Consider the following 20674-nt stretch of genomic DNA (forward strand, 5'->3'; position numbering starts at 1 on the left):
CTCCAGCCGCGCCCAGGGAGCCGCCCGCATGCTCGCCGTGCTGCGCAACCGCACCTACCGCCACCTCTTCGCCGCCCAGGTCATCGCCCTCGTCGGCACCGGACTGGCGACGGTGGCCCTCGGCCTGCTCGCGTATGACATCGCGGGCGCCGACGCCGGTTCGGTGCTCGGTACCGCGCTCGCGATCAAGATGGTGGCGTACGTCGCGATAGCCCCGGCCGTCGGCGCGATCGCCGACCGGCTGCCGCGCCGGGCCCTGATGGTGGGCGCCGATCTCACCCGCGGCGGAGTCGCGCTGTTCCTGCCGTTCGTGGACCAGGTCTGGCAGGTGTACGTCCTGGTCTTCCTCCTCCAGTCGGCCTCGGCGGCGTTCACACCGACGTTCCAGGCAGTCATCCCGGACGTACTCCCGGAGGAACGGGACTACACACGGGCGCTGTCGATGTCCCGGCTCGCGTACGACCTGGAGAGCCTGTTCTCCCCCGCCCTCGCGGCCGCGCTGTTGTCGGTGATCACCTACAACTGGCTGTTCACGGGGACGATGCTCGGCTTCCTCGCCTCGGCGGCGCTGGTGGTCTCGGCGGTACTCCCCAAGCCCGCCCCGGCAGCCCCACGCACCGGCCGTGCGCACGCCAAGGCGACGGCCGGCACGCGGCTCTTCTTCTCCGTCCCGCAACTCCGTGCGCTGCTTGCCCTCAACCTCGCGGTCGCCGCCGCGAGCGCGATGGTGACCGTCAACTCCGTCGTGTATGTCCGCGACGTCCTGGGGCTGTCGGCGGGCGCCGTGGCCCTCGCGCTCGGCGCATACGGCGCCGGGTCGATGGTCGTGGCGCTCGTCCTGCCGCGCGCGCTGGACAGGGTCTCCGACCGGACGGTGATGCTGCGCGGCGCCCTGCCGCTCACCGCCGTCTTCGCCGGGCTCGGCGCCATCACGGCCGTGCGGGACGGAGGTTGGCGCTGGCCCGCGCTCCTGGTCGTCTGGGCCGCGTTCGGTGCGGCGTGCTCGATGGTTCTCACCCCGGCCGGGCGGCTCATCCGCCGCTCGGCGCCGGCCGAACAGCGTACGGCGGCGTTCGCGGCGCAGTTCTCCCTCTCACACGGCTGCTGGCTGCTGACGTATCCGCTGGCCGGCTGGCTCGGGATGGCGGGCGGTCTCCAGTGGGCGGTCGTCGCCCTGGGTTCGATCGCGCTGGGCGCTTCGCTGCTTGCGGTGCGGCTGTGGCCGACGCGGGCCGCACACGTCCACGCCGACCTGCCGGTCGGACACCCCCACCTGCGGGATGCCCGGCGGGTCCGGGCGGGCTGGCGGCACAGCCACGCCGGTCTCACCGACACGCTGCACGCACACATGTGACGAGGGGCTCCTCCGGGTCACGCTCAGCCCTCCAGGACCCGCCGCACCCGCCGGGACGGCCCGAACTCGTACAGCTCCAGGATCGCGGGCGGTTCGGCGAGGCCCGGCCCACCGGAACGGACCCACGCGGCGATGTCGGCCGTCGCATCGGGGTCGTTGACCAGCCCCAGCCAGACCGGTCGGCCTCCCGCGGCCCGCCCTTCGGGCGAGGGCTGGACAACGATGACGTTGGCCTGCTCGCACGCGTCCAGGCAGTTCACCGCCCGGACCTGCGCGACAGACCCGAACTCCACCTTCAGCTGCGCGAGTTGATCGGCGTGGTCGACGCCGGGGACCTTGGCCGTGCCGCAGCAGCAGCCCCGGCAGACGGTGACCGTGCACCGGGGTGCCGCCTCTGCGGCGGCCTTCGCAGTCTTACGGCGGCTCATCCGGCGGCAGCCCGCAGCCAGGCCGACTCCCGCAGCAGCCGCAGCCCGTTGAGGCCGACGATGACGGTGGAACCCTCGTGCCCGGCGACGCCGAGCGGCAGCGGAAGGTGACCGACGAGATCCCAGATCACCAGGCCGGTGATGAAGACCCCGGCGATGACGAGGTTCTGCACGACGAGCGTACGGGCCCGGCGCGACAGAGCGATCACCGCGGGGACGGTGGCGAGTTCGTCGCGGACGATCACCACGTCGGCGGTCTCCAGTGCCAGGTCGGAGCCCGCCCGACCCATGGCGACCCCGGTGTGTGCGGCGGCCAGCGCCGGGGCGTCGTTGACGCCGTCGCCGACGACCATCACCCGGCGCCCGCCGCCCTCCACCTCCCGGACCGCCTGCACCTTGTGCTCCGGCAGCAGCCCGGCCCGCACGTCCTCGATGCCGACCTCGGCGGCCAGGCGGGCGGCCGCACGAGGGTTGTCGCCGGTCAGCAGGAGGGGTGCGGTGCCGGTGAGGGTGGCGAGCGATGCCACGGTCTCCCGCGCGTCGGGGCGGAGGCGGTCGGCGATGCCGAAGACACCGGCCGGGACACCGTCCAGGGTGATCAGCACCGCGGTCCGACCGTCCTCCTCCAACTCGCCGGCGAGTACGGCCGCGCGGGCGGAGTCGGCACTGGCGGTTCCGCTCAGCAGCCGGGCCGGGGCGCCGACGGCGACCACGTGGCCGTCGACAGTGGCCGTCACTCCCACTCCGGGCGTGGAGGTGAAGTCCTCCGCCGGCGCGAGGGCGAGCCCCCGGTCGCGGGCCGCGGTCACCACGGCCCTGGCCAGCGGGTGTTCGCTCGGGTTCTCCGCAGCCGCCGCGAGCGCCAGCAGCTCACCCTCGTCCAGTCCGGATCCCGGGAACGGCCGTATGTCGGTGACCCGCGGGGTGCCCTCGGTCAGCGTGCCCGTCTTGTCCAGCGCCACAGCGTCGACCTGCCCGAGCCGCTCCATCACCACGGCCGACTTGACCAGCACGCCGTGGCGGCCGGCATTGGCGATGGCCGACAGGAGCGGCGGCATCGTCGCCAGAACCACCGCGCAGGGCGATGCCACGATCATGAACGTCATCGCCCGCAGCAGCGAGTCCGTGAGGTCCGCACCGAAAGCGAGCGGCACGAGGAACACCGCCAGGGTCGCCGCCACCATGCCGAGCGAATAGCGCTGTTCGACCTTCTCGATGAAGAGCTGGGTCGGCGCCTTGGTCTCGGACGCCTCCTCCACCATCCGCACGATCCGGGCGATCACCGTGTCGGAGGCGTCCCGCTCGACCCGTACCCGCAGCGCGCCGGTGCCGTTGAGGGTTCCGGCGAAGACCTCGTCGCCCTTCTCCTTGGTCACGGGGAGCGGTTCACCGGTGATGGTGGCCTGGTCGACGTCGCTCGCCCCGTCGAGGACGCGGCCGTCGGCGCCGATGCGTTCGCCGGGGCGTACGAGGATCGTGTCGCCGACGGACAGGCTCTCGACCGCGACGGTCGCCTCATTGCCGTTGTCCTCGACGCGGGTGGCGGTCGCCGGGGCCAGGTCGAGCAGACCGCGCACCGAGTCGGCGGTCCGGGCGGTGGCGAGCGCTTCCAGGGCGCCGGACGTAGCGAAGATCACGATCAGCAGGGCGCCCTCCATGACCTGCCCGATCGCGGCGGCCCCGAGCGCGGCGACGATCATCAGGAGGTCGACGTCGAGCGTCTTCTCCTTCAAGGCCTTCAGCCCCTCCCAGCCGGGCCCCCAGCCGCCGGTCGCGTACGACAACGCGTACAGCGAACCCCACGTCCAGGCCGGAGCACCGGTCAGCTGGAGAGGCAGTGCGAGCAGGAAGAGGGCGGTGGCGGCGGCCGCCCAGCGCGCCTCGGGCAGGGCGAGGACCCGGGTGCGGCGCCCGGAGGCGTCGCTGCGGCGCGGGGGCGCGGCCGGGTCGACCGCGGGCGGAGTGAGGGTGGAGGTCATCGGAGCGGAAGTCCTTCACGACGGCATGACGAAGTACCGGCAGCCGGAACATCCGGCGCCACTCACTCCACCGTACAGGACCACATGAAGACCCATTCATACGTTCATGGACGTCTCTCCGTAGGATGTGGGCCATGGGCCACGGAGCTGACGCCAAGACCACCGCCACCGCACGCGAACGCCTGGAGACCGTGGGCGCCGCCGACGTGGCCGCCACACTCCAGGCCCTCGCCACCCCCTCCCGGCTGCGGATCCTCGCCCGCCTCCAGGAGGGCCCCTGCGCGGCCACCGAACTCGCCGACGCCGTCGGCATGGAACAGTCCGCCTGCTCCCACCAACTGCGCCTGCTGCGCAACCTCGGCCTGGTCATCGGCGAACGCCGGGGCCGCTCGGTCATCTACGCCCTGTACGACAACCACGTCGCCGAACTCCTGGAGCAGGCCCTCTACCACGTCGAACACCTGCGCCTCGGCCTGCGCGACACGACGACAAAGACCCCGGCGGAGGTCGCCGGGGCCCACTGAGCCTCACCCCGGCACAGCCACCAGCCGTAGCGGTCGGCGAGCGTGCCGCCGATCTCGGATGAACCGGCCGGCATCGGGTAGCCCGGACGAAGGGCCAACTCGGAGGTGAAGCTCCATGCCCGCTACGACACGACGCGAGGCCTGCGCGATGGCGGCCATCCTTGCGCTGGTGCTCACCAGTTCCTGCGACAGTGGCGGCGATGGCGGCAAGGGCGCGCCGCAGACGAGCCGCCCGGCTGCCACCGCCTCCTCCTCACCGACCGAGGCCGGCACCTCGCCGTCGGTCTCGGAGTCCGCCGTCCCGACCGACACGGCACCGGAGGACCGGGAGCAGGCCGAGCAGGGCATCAGGGATGCCTGGCAGGTCTTCTTCGCCCCGGATTCCTCCCTCACCGAGCGCAGCGAGGTCGTCGAGAGCGGCGACGAGAACGCCCTGATGATCGACAACCTCTTCCGCGACCCCCTCGGCAGCAAGCTCCGCGCCGACGTGACCTCGGTGTCGTACACCTCCGACTTGAACGCCGATGTCGCTTACACGCTCACCCGCGATGGCCGACGACTCGACACCCGGGGCCCGGGAGCGGCCGTCCTTCAGGACGACGCCTGGAAGATCGCGCTACGTACGGTCTGTGACCTCACGCGACACGCGAAGGACGCCCCCGAGGCACCGAGCTGCGACGAACCGTCCGCCCTACCCCGCTGAGGCGCAGTGTGCCGTCACGGCAGGAATCCACCAGTAAGCAGCAGGGCGGCGCGCAGCGTCCGCTACGACAGCGCCAGTGCTGCGCTGCCCCGCCCGCACGACGACCACCGGCACCACACGCGGCACCCTGCCGCGATGGCACGGGGCAAAGAGCGTGCCCGCGTCACCGTCCGACCGGAATTGACTACTCGGGGCGCACCCCCTGCACGTACCGCAGCCACGGCCGCACGTCCCCGCACCCCCGCACCTCGAAGCCCGCGTCCGCGATGAGCCCGTCGAGCAGGTCCACGCGGTAGTCGGCCATGACGTGTCCGGTGGTCGCGGCGATGACGTGCCGTACGGGCCGGGTGCGCGGCGCCCGGAAGTCGGCGACCAGCAGCCGCCCGCCGGGGCGCAGCACCCTGTACATCTCGCGGAGGGCTGCGGGGCGCAGGTCTTCGGGCAGATGATGTACGGCGAGACAGCTGACGACGACGTCGAAGGAGCCGTCCGCCGCACTGAGCGCCTCGCCGACCCCCGTCTCGTACGAGCAGTGCGCCTCGCGTGTCCTGCCTCGGGCGTACTCGACGACCTCGGTGGCCGGGTCGATGCCGAGCGCCGCGCCGGTGGGGCCGACGGCCTTCGCCATGCGCCGGGTCAGATAGCCGGTGCCGCACCCGACATCGAGGACCCGGTCGCCGGGGCGGGCGCCGCTGAGCCGGGCCAGGCGGCTGTAGGCCCACGGCCGCAGGCCGCCGAAGCAGACGGCACCGCAGAGTTCGTAGCCGCGGGGGTGGGCGATGGTCACGCCCTCGGTGTCGGGGTGGGGATGTCCGTGTTGGAGAAGTTGTCCGAGATTCCTCACGACGAAGCTCCTTACTTAGTCATGACTAAGTACATGTTTCGAGCTTAGTCGCGACTAAGTAAGAGCGGCAAGAGGCCGTACGATGCCGGTGTGAGCGAGTCGACGAAGCGGGTACGGCTGACTCCCGCCCAGCGCCGGGAGTCGATCCTGACCGCTGCCACGGAGGTCTTCGCCGAGACCGGCTACCAGCGCACGAAGGTCTCCGTCATCGCGGCCCGCGTCGGCGTGAGCGAACCGGTGGTCTTCCAGAACTTCGGCACCAAGGCCGCGCTGTACCAGGCGGTCCTGGACCGGGCGGTGTCCCATGTCTGCACAACGCTCACCGAGGCAGTGGCGGCCGGCCAGTCCGTCACCGATCTGCTGACCGGGTTCCTGGAGCCGGGCCACATGGCCCGCTTCCACTCCCGTGGGTCGCTCGGCTTCCTCTTCGCGGACGCGTTCGCCCTGAGCGGCGAGCCGGAACTGCAGGAGGCGGTCCGGGCCGCGCACCAGCGATTCGCCGACACCTTCGCCGAGCTGGTCCGCGCGGGACAGCGGGAGGGCACTCTACGCACCGACCTCGACCCGCACGCCGCCGCCTGGTGGCTGCTGTCCCTGCTGCACGCCCGAACCTTCCGGGCAGCCTTCATGCCGGAACAGCCCGGACTGGAGGGCCAGTTGGTGGCCATGACGCTGGACACGCTGACCGGCCACTAGGCCGGCTGGAATCCCGATTTCAGGTCGGTCCCGTCAGCGCCGCTGTCAGGCCGAGAGCGAAGCACAGGGCCACCATGTTGACGCGCGGGTCAGAGCGCTGCGATCCGCCCTGGCAGGGATCGGGGACGCAGGTCGGTCCAGTGGGCTTCGACGTATTCCAGGCAAGCCTCTCGGGTGTTCTCCTCGAAGGCGACCGTCCACCCGCCGGGCACCTCCGCGAAAGCCGGCCAGAGGGAGTGCTGGCCCTCGTCGTTCACCAGGACGCGGAAACGGCCTTCGTTGTCGTCGAAGGGGTTGGTGCTCATACTCGGCGCCTCCTCAGAAACGTCAACATTAGGTTAGCCTGACCTAATTGCCAGCAGCTTAGCTGTCGCCGTTTCCCTCTCACAAGGAGACGTTCATGCGCCCGGTCGCAGCCGACATGGAGAACCCCTTCGCCGCGTTCGGACGGCCTGGCAAACCCGGCACCGACGAGTTCTGGGCGGCGGCAGGAACACCTGCGTCGGTGCCTGCTGACGACGGCGGTTGGACCACCCTGTTCCTGTGGCGAGGCTCGGAAGCGGCGAGCATCGACTTCGAGAGCTGGTCGACGCCGGTTCCCCTGCGCCGTTGGGGCGACACGGACTGCTGGTACGCCGAGGTGCGCATGCCCGCGAGGCTGCGGGTGACCTATCAGTTCCTCGCGGGTGACGCGGCGTACGCCGACCCGTTCAACCCGGTCGGCGCGGGCGGTGACCGGTCCATCGCCGCGACCCCGGACGCCCCGGACCAGCCGCACTGGCCCGTCATCGGCGCCACCGACGTCCTGCCACTCCCCCGCAATCGGATCCGCTGGGCCAGTGAACGACTCGGCGGGCGACGCACCGTAGCAGTCCATCCGGCGGGCGCCGGTGGACCGGTGGTCCTGCTGCTCGACGGAGACGACTGGCTGTACCTGCACCCGGCCATGACCGCGTTCGACTCGGCCGTCGCCAGTGGCGAGATGCCCCCGGTCACGCTCGTCTTCCTGCCGGCCAAGGACAGGGCGGCCGAGTTCGGGTGCCGGCCCGTGCTGTGGGAGGCGATCCGGGACGAACTGCTGCCGCTGGTCGCGGAGTCCGGCGTACCCGCCGACCCAGAGCGGCTGGTGGTCGCCGGGCAGAGCCTCGGCGGGCTCAGCGCGCTGTACGCGGCACTGGACTTCCCGGACCTGGTGTCCCGTGTCGCCTGCCAGTCGGGGTCGTTCTGGTGGACGCCCGACGCCATGGACCTGCCGGACCCGATGAGCGGCCCGGTCGGCGGCAGCATCGCCGCGCGTCTGCGGGAGCATCCCCGACTGTCCGGTCTGCGGATCGCGTTCGACGTCGGGGAGCACGAGACAGGGATGCTGCCCCACTGCGAACTCACCGAGTCCCTCGCCGAACAGGCTGGTGCGACCGTACGGGTCTCCCGGTCGGCCGCGGGCCACGACCGGGCGGGCTGGCGGCACGCCCTGCTCAGGGATGTCGCCTGGGCACTCGGTTAGCGGTCGGGTCACCGGGCCACGGCCAGGCAGTAACCCTCGTCGGTGGCCAGGAGGTTGCGATGCGTGTCCTCTGCGGTGATGACCCCGTCGTCCAGGACGAGGACGCGGTCGGCGACGTCCAGGAGGGCCGGACTGCTCGTGAGCACGATCGTGGTGCGGCCCCTGCGCAGTTTCGCGACGTTGCGCGCGATGAGCTGTTCGGTGACCGCGTCGACGGCTGTCGTCGGATCGTGCAGCACGAGGATGTCGGTGTCGGCGGCCAACGCCCTGGCCAGGGACAGCCGTTGGCGCTGTCCCCCCGACAGGTTCGCGCCACGGTCGCGGACCGGGTGGTCGAGACCCTCGCGGTGCAGGGCGACGACGTCGGTCAGCAGGGACGCCTCGACCGCCTCGGCAACCGTCCGGCTGGTGCCCGAGGGGTCGATGTTCGTGCGGAGGCTGCCCGCGAAGATCTCCCCGTCGTACGGGTTCACCAGCAGGTGCTCTCGTACCGCCTCGATCGACAACTCCGCGAGGTCCTGTCCGCTGACCCGGACGACACCCTCGTACGCATCGGGCGAGACGTTCACGGCCAGGATGGACGCGAGGTCTGCCGCCGCACGCGGCTCGTAGGCGGCGATCGCCACGAACTCCCCTGCGGCCACCTGGAACTTCAGTTTGCGCAGGGTTCCGTGCCGGACGCCGTCGATCTCCACGTCCCCGCCCGCAGCCGGACGTTCCGGCCCAGGGGTCGCGACCGGCGGCGCGGTCAGCACCAGCGCCATCCGCTCGGCCGACGCGCGCGCGATCATCACGTACTTCGGCATCTCGGAGAACAGCCTGAGCGGTTCCATGATGAACTGCGCCAGCCCCACGGCCATGACGAGTTCCCCGATGCTGATCTGACCGTCGAAGGCCAGCCAGCCCGCCGTCAAGGTCACGGCACCGGCGAGGACCGCGTTCAGGGCCAATGAGGCGCCCGCGTATGCACCGTTGATCCTGGCGACGGCGATGGCCTGGTGCCTCGCCTCCGTGCTGACCTTCCGGTAGGACCGGAACGCCGCGTGGTTGCCGCCGAAGCCGTGCAGCGGGCGCAGGCCGGTGATCAGGTCGGCGACCTTCGCGCCCGCCCGCGCCACCCGGGCCTGCTGCTCCTGGGTGCTGGAGCCGATCCGCTTGGACAGCACACTGAGGATCGACATGATCGCGGCGGTTCCCACGATCACCAGCAGGCCGAGCCGGAGGTCGGCCAGGCCCAGCGCGACGGCCGCGACGGCCACCGCGACCAGCGAGCTGATGAGCAGGGGCACCACCTCGATGATGTCGGCGGTCTGGTCGGCATCCTCGGTGGCGATGGTCAGCACCTCGCCGGACTTCAGTTCGGTGTCCCTGGCCACCGGCTGGAGTCCGCAGGCAGCGACCTCCACCCGCCAGCGGTGCGCCTCGGTCGTGTTGGCCTTCTGCAGGATGCGCATCCCGAACCGCCACGACAGCGACACGGTCGTGATGATCACGGCCAGCACGGCGATCGACAGGCCGAGCGAGCCGAGGCTCCGGTCTCTCAGCGTGTGCTCGACGATCAGGCCGAGTGCGATGGGGAAGGCCGTCTCGCCCGCCTGGTACAGGCCCATGAGCACGGTGCCCCAGACCATGGCGGCGCGGTTGCGCCGCAGGGCGGTGCGGAGGATGTCGGACCCCGGGCGGGGCCGCTGCGTGTCAGGAGTGGTCATCGAGGTGGCGGGCAATCGCTTCCGGGGTGCGCAGGGTGAACAGGTCTCGGATAGTGAGTACGGGACCGTACTCACGGCGGAGCAGCCCGGTCAGCCGAACCGCCAGCATGGAATGCCCTCCCAGGGCCATGAAGTCGCTCACCGCGCTCACCTCGTCGTCGTCCAGGTCCAGTGCCTCGGCGAAGTACTCGCACACCACGGTCTCGGTCTCGGTCTCCGGGCCCCGCTCCCCCGCCGTGGTCAGCGCGCCGAGGGGCTTGGCCTCCGGCAACGCCTTCGTGTCAGCCTTCCCGTTCACCGTCAGCGGGATGCTGTCGACCTGGGCGTAGTGCGTCGGGCGCAGGAAGTCCGGCAGCCCGGCGCCCACTTGTGCGGCGACCGTCGCCAACTCCGCTCCATCCAGCACCAAATAGGCGGCCAGCCGGTACGCGCCGTCCACCTGCGGGTCGGGCTGGGCGACCGCGGCGACGAAGCGCACCGCCTGGTGCGCCGCGAACACGGCCTCGACCTCGCCGAGTTCGACCCGGTGGCCCCGGATCTTGACCTGCTGATCGGTGCGGCCCAGGTACATCAGGTTGCCGTCGGGCCGCCGTATCACCAGGTCGCCGGTGCGGTACATGCGCTCGCCGGGTGCGCCGAAGGGGCATGCGACGAAGCGGTGCGCGGTCTGGGCGGACTGGCCGAGATAGCCGCGTGCGATGCCGATGCCCGACACGTACAGCTCCCCGGGGACTCCGTCCGGCAGCGGTCGCAGCCACGGATCCAGCACGTAGACGTCCGTGTTGTCGATCGCTACGCCCACGACCGGGTCCTGGCACTCGAAGGTGCCGACGCCGAGGGTGTTGATCGTGTACTCGGTGGGTCCGTACAGGTTGTAGCCGACAGTCCCCTCGGTCTCGGCGAGCCGCTGCCACAGGGTCGGGGTGACCGCCTCGCCGCCGAGGAGCACCAGGGGCGGCCGTCGCTCCGGATCGTCCAACAGGCCCTCGGCGACCAGCTGTTGCGCGTAGGTCGGCGTCACGTTGATGACGTCGATGCCGTGCTCCAGGCAGTACTCGACCAGCCGGGGCGCGTCACGGCGCAGCTCCTCGTCACAGATGTGCACTTCGTGCCCGTCGGCGAGCCACAGCAGCTCCTCCCAGGACATGTCGAACGCGAACGACACGGTGTGCGCGATCCGGAAGACCCGGTGCCCGTGCTCCGCCAGCACCGGTTCGAAGACGCGGCGCTGGTGGTTGATCAGCATGTTGGTGAGCCCGGCGTACTCGGTCACCACACCCTTGGGTTTGCCGGTCGATCCTGAGGTGTAGATCGTGTACGCGGGGTGCCGCAGCCGGTCAGGATCGTCGGGCGCGAACGTCACGAACGGCTCTGCCTCCGGCAGCGGACGGTCGAGCTCCATCAGTTCGCCCGTCAGACGGGGCGACACAGAGCTCACGGTGAGGATCACGTCCGGGCCGGCGTCCTCGACGATCACGGCGATCCGCTCGTCCGGGTGATCCAACTCCAGCGGCACATACGCGGCGCCGACACGCAGGACGGCGAACAGCGCCACGATCGAGTCGAGGGAGCGCGGGACCGCGAGACCCACGGTCGTCTCGGGGCCGATACCGCGCCCGGCCAGCACCCCCGCCACCGCACGGCTGCGGTCCCGGAGCTCCGCGAAGGTCATGGTGGAACCATGGGCGACAAGCGCGATCCGCTCCGGGTCGCGATCCGCCGCCTGGTCGAACCGGTCGACGACAGTGTCCGTGCCGACGTCCGTACGCTCGCCCGGCGAGGGCTCCGGCCCCAACCCCCGCAGCGCGCCCACCGGTCCGGTCGCCCGCGCCAGATCCTCGAGTACACGCAGGTAGCCGTCGAGGAGACACCGGGCGTTGTCGGTGTCGTCGTCGCGGTACTCCAGCTTGACCGTGAGCCGGTCGCCGGGCGTGACGACCCAGGTGAACGGATAGTGGGTGGAGTCGTCGGCCTTCACCGAGGTGATGCCGTGCTTGGCGTTCATCTCGGCGAAGGCGTCCATGTCCAGGAAGTTCTGGAGCACGAACAGGTTGTCGAACAAGGTGTCGTGCCCGCTGGCCCGCTGGATCTCGCCGAGCCCCAGGTGCTCATGCTCCATCGCCTCGACCCTGGCCGCCTGCACGGCCGCCAGGTACTCCCGGACCGTGTCGTCCGGCCGGGCGCGTGTCCACATCGGCACGGTGTTGAGCAGCACGCCGACGATTCCGTCCAGCCCTTCGTCTTCCCGGCCGGAGACGGTCACACCGAACACGGCGTCACTGCGGCCCGTGAGAGCGCCCAGCAAGAGACCGAACCCGCCGGTCAGCACCGAGTTCAGCGTGACGCCGTGCGCTTTGGCCGCTTCCCGCAGCAGGTCCGACTGCTCGGTGGAGAGCGTGTGTACAAGGGCGCTCGGCAGGTCGTCCGAGAGGGATGGTGCCGGACCGGCGAGCAGCGTCGGGCCGGGGACGCCCGCCAGGTGCTCCGCCCAGAAGCGTTCCGCTACGGCGGCGTCCTTGGCGTCGAGTGCCCGGGCGTGCTCCTCGAAGCTCGGCGTGGCCGGGGTCGGATCGAGCAGGTCGCCCGTCAGGACGGCCTGATAGGCGTCGAACAGATCCCGCAGCACGATCTCGCGGGACCAGCCGTCCCACAGCAGCAGGTGGTAGCTGAGCAGCAGGCCGTCGCGGTCGTCGGGACGGCGCACCACGGTCATCCGGATCAGCGGTGGCTCACCGGGGTCGAATCCGGTGTCGCGGTCCCGGGCGCGCAGGGCTTCGACCTCCGCGTCCGTGGACAGCGCGATGGTACGGACAGGGACGCGGCGCCCCGCCTTGAGGACCTGGACAGGGCTTCCGTCGTCGTCGGTGGTGAAGCCGGCGCCCACGACCGGGTGCCGAGCGATCACGTGCGCCATCGCCTCGGCGAGCGCGTCGGTGTCCAGGCGCCGGTCGAAGGTGAACCAGCTCTGCGCGACGTAGTGTCCGGCCGTGCCCGCCATCTGTGCCTGGAAGTACAGGCCGCGCTGGAGCGGGGTGACCGGTGCCGTGCGCTCGGCCGTCGCGGAGGCGTCCGCGACGGCGTGCAGTGCGCTGAGCCAGTGCTCGGTGATCTCGTCGCCGATGCCCTCGGCGAGGGTGAAGGCCGCGTGCAGGCCTCCGGTGGCCTCGTCCAGCCACGCGTTGACCTCTACGGCGTACGGGCTGCTCTGTTCGCCGCCGGTGATGTGCAGTGCCTGGGACTCGCTGCCTCGGCCGAGGTAGTTGAACAGCACCTGCGGGCGTGCGTGCAGCAGCGGAGCCGTCTGCGGGTGGAGGTACTTCAGCTGGCCGTAGGCGACGTGCGCGCGCTCGTCCGGCTGGCGTTCGGCGATCTCGTGGGCGGCCACGACGGGATCGGTGTGCGCGGCGATCCGTACGGGCGCGATGGAGGTGAACCAGCCGACCGTACGGGTGTAGTCGTGGTGTTCGAGGACCGGGACCCGGCCGTGTCGTTCCAGGTCGATCGCGAGGTCGGTGGGCATCGGCTGGATCCGTGTCAGTGCGGTGCGCAGGGCGCCGCACAGCAGCTCGGTGAGGCCGACTCCGAGGGCGGCGGGTGCGGTACGGGTTACGCGGTCGCTCGCTTCGGGTGGGAGTACGACCGTGGTCTCGCGCAGGCCGTCGACCGTGGGCAGCAGCGCGGGAGCTTGCAGGGTGGTGATCCAGTGCCCGAGGTCGTCGGTCGCGTGGGTGCACTGGAGCGTCAGTGCTTCGGCGTACTCGGCATAGGACGTGGTCGGCGGCGCCAAGGGCTCCCCGCGCAGGGCGGTGGTCAGGTCGTCGAGGAGGACCAGCCAGGACACCGAGTCGACGGCGAGGTGGTGGACGGTGACGACCAGGGTCCGGCTCGTCTCCAGCCAGGAGAACGCGATGACGTCTCCCGCCTCGGGGTCGAGGCGGCCTGCGGCCTCGTTCGCCGCCGTCGTCGCGTCGGTCGTGTGCGGTCGTACGACGGTGACCGCGCGGGCCGGTTCGGTGCGCAGGGCCCAGATGCCGTGCTCGACGCGCAGCCGCAGCCGCAGCACCGGGTGCGCGGCCACGATGGCGTTCGCGGCGCGTTCAACGTCGGCGAAGCCGGTGCCCTCGGGGGCGAATAGCGTCCTGGCCTGGGCGAATAGGGCTAGCGATCCGTCCAGCTCGCGCTGGCGCAGGATGATCGGCGTCGGCGTCAGCGGTCCGTCCTCGCGGCGGACGGGGACGGGCGCGGCGGGCTGCGGTGCGTGGGTGCCCAGGTTCTCGGCCAGCGCGCGCGGCGTCCGGCGCAGAAAGACGTCCCGAGGCGCGATCGGCAGACCGAGGGCCCTGGCCCGGTTCACGACGGTGATGGCGACGATGCTGTCGCCCCCGGCTCGGAAGAAGTCGGTGTCGCCGTCCGCGGCGCAACCGGGCAGTGTCTCGGCGAAGATGTCGACGAGCGCGGCGAGCGCGGAATCACTCCCGGCCACCGGGGTGTCGTCCTGTGCGGCCTGCTGGATGAGGGCCTTGCGGTCCAGCTTGCCGTTGACCGTCAGCGGCAGTGCGTCCACCGACAGCACCCGGCCCGGCACCATGTGCACGGGCAGCTTGGCGGACAGCAGCTCAGTGAAGGCATCAGGAACCCTGCCCACGACATGCGCGACCAGGTGGTCGCCGCCGTCCGCCACGGTGACGGCCGTGTCCACCACGCCGTCCAGGTCCCTGATCGCCGACTCCACCTCGCCCAACTCGATCCGGAACCCCTTGAGTTGGACTTGGTCATCGGCACGCCCGACGAACTCCAGCTCGCCGTCGAGCGTACGGCGGGCAAGATCACCCGTGTGATACATGCGGGACCCGTCACCCGCGAACGGATCCGCCACGAACCGGCCCGCGGTGAGCCCCTGCCTGCCCAGGTAGCCGAGCGACACCTGGTCGCCGGCGACGTAGATGGCACCCACCCGGCCCGGCGGCACCGGCCGGAGCCGGTCGTCGAGCAGGTGCGTGACCAGACCCGGGATCGGGCCGCCGATCGGGCTGGCGTCGTCGCCGAGTGCGAAGTCGCCGTCGGTCAGCACCCGGTGGGTGACGTGGACCGTGGTCTCGGTGATGCCGTACATGTTGACCAGCTCGGGCGAACCGGTGCCGTACCTCTCGGCCCAGCCGCGCAGCCGCCCGAGGTCCAGCGCCTCGCCGCCGAAGATGATCCGGCGCAGTGCGGTGAGGGGCTCGTCGGCCTGCCGGTCGGCCTCGATGAACTGGTAGAACGCCGACGGAGTCTGGTTGAGCACGGTCACCCCGCGCTCGCTGACCAGCCGGTGGAAGTCGACCGGGGACCGGGTCAGCCCGTACTCCGGCACCAGCAGCTCACCGCCGTACGCCAGCGCGCCCCACAGCTCCCAGACCGCGAAGTCGAAGGAGAAGGAGTGGAACTGGACCCACACGTCGTGCGGTCCGAAGTCCATGTCGGGCTGGGTGTTGGCGAGCAGCGTCACCACGCTGGAGTGCGGGACGACGACGCCCTTGGGTTTCCCGGTCGACCCGGACGTGTAGATCACGTACGCGGCGTCGTGCCAGCTCACCTCGGGCGCGGCGGTCTCCGCCGACGGCAACTCGTCTCCCTGCACCAGCACCAGGGCCGGCACACCCGCCCTGGCCAGCAGCTCGGTGAAGCGGTCGCGCTGCTCACGGTCCACGAGGACGACCTGCGGAGCGGCGTCAGCGAGGATGTACTCCAGCCGTTCGTCCGGGTACGCCAGATCCAGCGGTACGTACGCGCCGCCGGCGCTGACGATCGCGACCAGGGCGACGACCTGCTCGACGGAACGCGGGACGGCGACGGCGACCCGTTTGCCCGGCGCGACACCGGCCGCGCGCAGGGCCGAGGCCAACTCGTTCTTCGTGTCGGCCAGTTCGCCGTAGGTGAGGGAACGGGTGCCACCTTCCAGGCCGCACTGCGTGACGGCGGTGGCCGCCGGGTCACGCTGGGCGGCGGCGTCGAACAGCGCGCCCAGGGTCGTCGGAGTGATCCGCTCGGGAGGCCGGGCATTCTTGGTCGCGAGGTCGTCGATCAGGGCGTCCGGCCGGGTGAGAAGGCCGGTGAGGGTCCGGGTGAAGGTGTGCAGGACCGCCTGGGCCGTCGTCTCTCGCAGCAGCTCGCCGTCATAGATCAGGTTGAAGCGGGGACGGCCGTCGAGCGCGCGCTCCACCACCAGCGTCAACGGGTAGTGCGGAGCACCCTCGTTCACGACGTCGGTGATGACCAGCGTGTCACCGGGCCGCCGCAGGGCGTCCACGTCGGTCGCCACGTCGAACACCACCAGGGTGTCGAACAGCGAGCCGGAGCCGGCCTGGCGGCCCGTCCTCGCCAGCGAGACGTGCTGGTGCGGCAGCACGGCACTCTGGTGTTCGCGCACCGAGGCGAGCAGGTCGCGCGCGGTGGTGTCGGCGGCCCAACGCGCGCGCACGGGGATCGTGTTGATGAACAGACCCACCAAGTTCTCGATGCCCGGCACCTCGGCGTCCCGCCCGGAGACCGTGGAGCCGAACACCACATCTCTGCCGTGCAGGAGGGAGCCCAGCGTGAGTGCCCAGGCGCTGTGCACGGCCACGCTCAGCGGCACGTCGGCTGTGCGGGCGGCCGCGTCGATGTCGCCCTCCGGCGCCACGGCCGTGTCGGCGAATCGCTCGGACGGGGTGTGCCCCTCGGCGACCAGCGAGGGGCCGGGCAGATCGGCGAGTTGCTCGCGCCAAACGCCGTCGCTCTCGTCGTCGTCGCGTCCGGCGAGCCAGCGCACGTAGTCGGGGAAGCCGCCGACCGGGAACACGGTCCCCGGCGCGTGGTACTCGGCCAGCAGCGCGCGGAGCATCGGCGGCACCGACCAGCCGTCGGCGAGGATGTGGTGCACGGTCTGCACCAGGACGCTGCGGCCGGAGCCGGCGCGGATGAGCGTGTACCGCATCAGCGGGCCCGTGGCGAGGTCGAACCCGGCGCGTCGGTCCCGCTCGGCGAGCTCGCGAAGTTCGGTGTCGGTGATGCCGGGCCGGTCCAGCGTGGTGAAGGGCGCCTCCACGCCGCTCTCCAGTACGGAGACGACGCGGCCGTCGGCGAGGGACACGAACCGCGCGGCCAGGTTCGGGTACAGCGTGAGCAGACGGGTGGCCGCCGCCGCGAGCCGGCCCGCGTCCACCTCGCCGTCCAGGGTGAGCAGTTGCTGCTCGACGTAGGCGCCCGCCGAGTCGTCGTCGAAGACGGAGTGGAAGTACAGGCCCTCCTGCAACGGGGTCAGCGGCAGGATGTCCCGCAGATCCGGGCCGTCCAGGTCGTCGACGTCGGCCTGGGTGAGCGGTACCAGGGCGAAGTCGCTGGGCGAGTGGCCGCCCCGCTCGAGCGCGGCCAGTCCGGCCAGTCCGGCCAGTGCCACCCGGAAGTAGTCGCCGAGGGTCACGATGTCCTCGTCGGTGAACATGCCGTCGGGCCAGGAGATGTTGGTGACGAGTTCGTACCCGCCGGTGGCGGCGGGCTCGGCAATGGCGTTGAACTCCAAGGGCCGCGGCAGACACATCTCCGGGTCGCGCCGCTCGCCCAGCTGACCTGTGCTGCCCGCGAGTTGCCACTCGCCGGCGGCGCCCGCGTCATAGCGGCCCAGGTAGTTGAAGAGCACCTGCGGTGCGGGCGCGGCGAACTCGCAGTGGGTGAGGTAGCGCAGGGCGCCATAGGAGACGCCGTTGTCCGGCACCTGGGCGAGGTTCTCCTTGACCGCCTTGAGCGCGGTGGTCAGATAGTCGGGCGCCGTGAAGTCGGCTGCGGCCCCGGGATCCACGACCACCGGGAACAGGGTGGTGAACCAGCCCACGGTCCGCGACAGTTCCGGCTCGAAGCCGACGGAGCCCGCCACGAACCGTGCCTCGCGGCCGTGGCCCTCGAGCTCGATGTGCGCGAACGTCTGCTCCTGCCCGAGGTCGCGGCGCCACCGGGCGAGAGCGACGGCGAGCGCGGTCAGGAGTACGTCGTTGACGCCCGCGTGGAACTTCGCGGGGATCTCGCCCAGCAGCGCGCCCGTGACCTCCGGGCCGACCGTGATGGTCCGTATCCGCTCCCGCGCGACGGTGTCGGCCGCGGACAGCGCGCGCCTGCCCACCGGTTGGTCCGCTCCTGGCAGGTCACGCCGGTAGTAGGAGCTGTCCGCGTCGAACGCGGTGCGCTCCAGCAACCGTGTCCAGCGCCGGAACGACGTGCCCACCGCGGGCAGCTCGATCGGTGTGCCCGAGGTGAACTGCCGCCAGGCGGTGGCCAGGTCCTCCATCAGGACCCGCCAGGACACACCGTCGATCACCACGTGATGGGCGACCAGGACCAGTTGCCGTGCCTCGCGGCGCCAGACGGCCCGCAGCATCACACCGTCCACCGGGTCCAGACCGTCGGTGGCGAGCGCGACGCACTCGTCGAGCGGCCGGTCGCTCTCCCGCCAGGCCACGGTGGCCTCGCCGGCCTCGGGTATGTCGAAGCTCCAGTGGTCCCCGCGCACCAGTTTGGCGCGCAACATGTCGTGGTGCCGGACCAGGGCGGTGAGGATCGCGTCGAGGGCGTCGGCGGTCAGGTCGGCCGGGGTGTTCAGCACGACCGACTGGACGAAGCCGTCGATGGCGTCCGTCGTCTCGCCGAGCCACCGCACGATGGGTGATCCCACGACGGGACCGGTCGCGACATCGCGGGGGTCCGCCGCGGCGGCCTCCTGGCGGCTCGCCACCGCCGCCAGTGTCCCCACGGTGCTGTTGGCGAAGATCTGCCGTGTCGTGACATGGAGTCCCGCATCGCGGAGCGCGCCGAGCAGCGAGATCGCCAGGATGCTGTCGCCGCCGAGTTGGAAGAAGTCCTGGTCGACACCGACCTCGTCCAGCCGCAGCACCGCCGCGACCGCCGCGCACACCGCGCGCTCGTTCTCGGTGGTGGGCCGGACGAACGAGCCCGTCGTCAGCACGGGTTCCGGCAACGCGTTGCGGTCGAGCTTGCCGTTCGCGGTGAGCGGGAACTCCGTCATCACCACGATGTGGGCGGGCACCATGTACTCCACCATGTGCGCGGCGGCCCACGCCTTGACCTCGTCTGCCCGCAGCTCCTGGCTTGCGGCGGCCGGGATCACGTACCCCACCAGGTAGGTGCCGCCCGCCGCGTTCTTCTTCGCGACGACACAGGTATGGCGTACGCCGGGATGCTCCGCGAGACCGACCTCGACGTCTTCGATCTCCAGCCGCATACCGCGGATCTTGATCTGGTTGTCGGCGCGGCCGAGGAAGTCCAGCGACCCGTCCGGAGCGAACCGCGCGAGGTCACCGGTCCGGTACAGCCGGGACCCGTCGTTCGCGAACGGGTTCGCGACGAACCGGGAAGCCGTCAGGCCGGGCGCGTTCACGTACCCGCGTCCCAGGAGGAACCCGCCCACGTAGAGTTCGCCGCCGACCCCGGCCGGGACCGGGCGCAACTCGTCATCGAGCACGTACAGCTGGGTGTTGGGGTTGGCCTTGCCGATCGACGTCGACAGGCGTTCCGCCGCGCCCCGGTAGATGACGTGCGAGACGCCGATCGTCGTCTCGGCCGGGCCGTAGCCGTGGTACATGGGGATGTCGAGCTGGGTGCGGAACCGCTCGTACAGTTCCGGCGTCAGCACCTCGCCGCCGCACCACACATGGCGCAGGCTGTCCAGCTTCCCGGAGTCGCCCGCGATCTCCAGCAGCACGTCCAGCATCGACGACACCAGGTAGGTGAAGGTGACGCGCTGCTCGGCGATGACGCCGAGCAGGTGGTGCGGGTCGCGTTCGCCGGCGGGCCGCAGGACGACCAGCCGGGCGCCTGACACCAGCGGCAGGAAGATCTCGTTGATGGAGATGTCGAAGGACAACGGCGCCTTGAACAGCGACGCGTCGTCGTGGCCGAAGCCCAGGATCTCGTGGACCTGCCACAGCAGCCGCTCGCTGATCGCCTCGTGCCGGATCATCGCGCCCTTGGGCCGCCCGGTGGAACCGGACGTGAAGATGACGTAGGCCAGGGCGTCGCCGAGGAGGGTGACCTCGGGCCCCTCGACGGGATAGGAGTCGAACCGCCAGTCGTCCAGGTCGACGGCCACGGCTTCCGGTTCGTCCGGGGTGTGCTCGCCCGACTCGTTGAACTGGACCACGACCCGGGCGTCCTCGATGACGACGGCTCTGCGTGCGGCCGGCCACTGCGGATCGAGCGGCACGAACGCGCCCCCGGCCTGGAGCACGGCGAGCAGCCCGATCACCATGTCGGCGGAGCGCCCCAGCGAGATGCCGACGACCTGTTCGGCGGTGAGTCCGCGCTCGACCAGATGATGGGCCAACTGACCGGAGAGTTCGGCGGTCTGGCGATACGTCAGTGATCGGTGCTCGTCGACGACGGCGACCGCGTCCGGCCTGGTGCGCACCTGCTCACGGAACATCTCCACAATCGTCGGGCGCACCCGGTCGGCCCGAGTGTCGTTCCACTCGGCCAGGGCTTCGAGCCGCGCTGCCACACTGGACGGGCCGATGGTCCCGACGGGCCGGTCCGGGAAGTCGGCCAGATCATCCAGCGCGAGCTGCGCGTCGGCCACCTGGACCCCGTCCGGAACGCCGATGCTCCGGCCCTCCGCTCCGACCTCCCAACCCCCGGGGCCGTCACCGCCGTTGTCGACCCAGCCGAGGACTTCGGTGAACAAGGTGCCGGGGGTGAGATCGATGCCGTCGGGGCCGAGCCCCGTCGCCCAGTACGCCAGTCCGATGGCGCACGCCTCGGTGATGGTCCGGTCGGAATGGTCGCCGGTTCGGCGGCGTACGTCGGCCAGTTGCTCGGGGGACAGCAGTACGTGACGAGCGCTCGGATCGGTCATCGAAGACTCCGCGTTCCTTTCACCGTACGAAGGTCGGCCCAACTCACATCCGGG

The 20674-nt window shown here is 71.1% G+C and carries 11 protein-coding genes; 5 read left to right on the forward strand and 6 right to left on the reverse strand.

Annotated features, from left to right (window positions below; all coding sequences use genetic code 11):
• The first annotated feature begins 28 nt into the window (after positions 1–28).
• Entirely contained in the window at positions 29–1354 is a 1326-nt protein-coding gene (locus tag OHU89_RS02650; RefSeq protein ID WP_405639417.1) for an MFS transporter, read from the forward strand.
• Between the two features lie 23 nt (positions 1355–1377).
• Here OHU89_RS02650 and OHU89_RS02655 read toward each other — a convergent pair whose 3' ends face one another.
• Positions 1378–1782, reverse strand: a complete 405-nt coding sequence (locus OHU89_RS02655) for a (2Fe-2S) ferredoxin domain-containing protein (RefSeq protein WP_405639419.1) — start codon at positions 1780–1782, stop codon at positions 1378–1380.
• Positions 1779–3761: a heavy metal translocating P-type ATPase gene (locus tag OHU89_RS02660; RefSeq protein ID WP_405639421.1), complete on the reverse strand. Its 1983-nt coding sequence runs from the start codon at positions 3759–3761 to the stop codon at positions 1779–1781. Before OHU89_RS02660 ends, OHU89_RS02655 begins: the two co-directional genes overlap by 4 nt.
• Positions 3762–3895: 134 nt before the next feature.
• On the opposite strand from OHU89_RS02660, the gene OHU89_RS02665 reads away from it, so the two are divergent.
• Together OHU89_RS02665 and OHU89_RS02670 are read left to right on the forward strand one after the other, a co-directional pair.
• The gene (locus tag OHU89_RS02665; protein ID WP_266898208.1) at positions 3896–4285 is read left to right on the forward strand and encodes a helix-turn-helix transcriptional regulator; all 390 of its coding nucleotides are present in this window, start codon (positions 3896–3898) and stop codon (positions 4283–4285) included.
• A gap of 115 nt (positions 4286–4400) precedes the next feature.
• On the forward strand, positions 4401–4988 hold the full coding sequence (locus OHU89_RS02670; RefSeq protein ID WP_405639424.1) for a hypothetical protein: 588 nt from the start codon (positions 4401–4403) through the stop codon (positions 4986–4988).
• Positions 4989–5172: 184 nt separating this feature from the next.
• Here the strand turns inward: OHU89_RS02670 and OHU89_RS02675 are convergent, their stop codons facing one another.
• The gene (locus tag OHU89_RS02675; RefSeq protein ID WP_405639426.1) at positions 5173–5832 is read right to left on the reverse strand and encodes a class I SAM-dependent methyltransferase; all 660 of its coding nucleotides are present in this window, start codon (positions 5830–5832) and stop codon (positions 5173–5175) included.
• A 90-nt stretch (positions 5833–5922) separates the two neighbouring features.
• On the opposite strand from OHU89_RS02675, the gene OHU89_RS02680 reads away from it, so the two are divergent.
• Complete coding sequence (locus tag OHU89_RS02680) at positions 5923–6528, forward strand: TetR/AcrR family transcriptional regulator (RefSeq protein ID WP_405639428.1); 606 nt, start codon at positions 5923–5925, stop codon at positions 6526–6528.
• 89 nt (positions 6529–6617) lie between these two features.
• Here the strand turns inward: OHU89_RS02680 and OHU89_RS02685 are convergent, their stop codons facing one another.
• On the reverse strand, positions 6618–6833 hold the full coding sequence (locus tag OHU89_RS02685) for an MbtH family protein (RefSeq protein WP_405639430.1): 216 nt from the start codon (positions 6831–6833) through the stop codon (positions 6618–6620).
• A 95-nt stretch (positions 6834–6928) separates the two neighbouring features.
• Here OHU89_RS02685 and OHU89_RS02690 point away from each other — a divergent pair, with 95 nt between their 5' ends.
• On the forward strand, positions 6929–8032 hold the full coding sequence (locus OHU89_RS02690; RefSeq protein WP_405639432.1) for an alpha/beta hydrolase-fold protein: 1104 nt from the start codon (positions 6929–6931) through the stop codon (positions 8030–8032).
• Between the two features lie 8 nt (positions 8033–8040).
• On the opposite strand, the gene OHU89_RS02695 is transcribed toward OHU89_RS02690, so the two are convergent.
• Together OHU89_RS02695 and OHU89_RS02700 are read right to left on the reverse strand one after the other, a co-directional pair.
• Positions 8041–9741, reverse strand: coding sequence for an ABC transporter ATP-binding protein (locus OHU89_RS02695; protein ID WP_405639434.1), 1701 nt, complete (start codon positions 9739–9741; stop codon positions 8041–8043).
• Entirely contained in the window at positions 9728–20620 is a 10893-nt protein-coding gene (locus OHU89_RS02700; protein ID WP_405639436.1) for an amino acid adenylation domain-containing protein, read from the reverse strand. Before OHU89_RS02700 ends, OHU89_RS02695 begins: the two co-directional genes overlap by 14 nt.
• Positions 20621–20674 lie beyond the last annotated feature (54 nt).

It is taken from the genome of Streptomyces sp. NBC_00019, assembly GCF_045041015.1.
Taxonomy (GTDB): Bacteria; Actinomycetota; Actinomycetes; order Streptomycetales; family Streptomycetaceae; genus Streptomyces.

Bases quoted from the DNA above. Each gene is read 5' to 3' on its own strand.
- OHU89_RS02650 (WP_405639417.1), top strand. From the start codon at position 29: ATGCTCGCCGTGCTGCGCAACCGCACCTACCGCCACCTCTTCGCCGCC.
- OHU89_RS02655 (WP_405639419.1), bottom strand. From the start codon at position 1,782: ATGAGCCGCCGTAAGACTGCGAAGGCCGCCGCAGAGGCGGCACCCCGG.
- OHU89_RS02660 (WP_405639421.1), bottom strand. From the start codon at position 3,761: ATGACCTCCACCCTCACTCCGCCCGCGGTCGACCCGGCCGCGCCCCCG.
- OHU89_RS02665 (WP_266898208.1), top strand. From the start codon at position 3,896: ATGGGCCACGGAGCTGACGCCAAGACCACCGCCACCGCACGCGAACGC.
- OHU89_RS02670 (WP_405639424.1), top strand. From the start codon at position 4,401: ATGCCCGCTACGACACGACGCGAGGCCTGCGCGATGGCGGCCATCCTT.
- OHU89_RS02685 (WP_405639430.1), bottom strand. From the start codon at position 6,833: ATGAGCACCAACCCCTTCGACGACAACGAAGGCCGTTTCCGCGTCCTG.
- OHU89_RS02690 (WP_405639432.1), top strand. From the start codon at position 6,929: ATGCGCCCGGTCGCAGCCGACATGGAGAACCCCTTCGCCGCGTTCGGA.
- OHU89_RS02695 (WP_405639434.1), bottom strand. From the start codon at position 9,741: ATGACCACTCCTGACACGCAGCGGCCCCGCCCGGGGTCCGACATCCTC.
- OHU89_RS02700 (WP_405639436.1), bottom strand. From the start codon at position 20,620: ATGACCGATCCGAGCGCTCGTCACGTACTGCTGTCCCCCGAGCAACTG.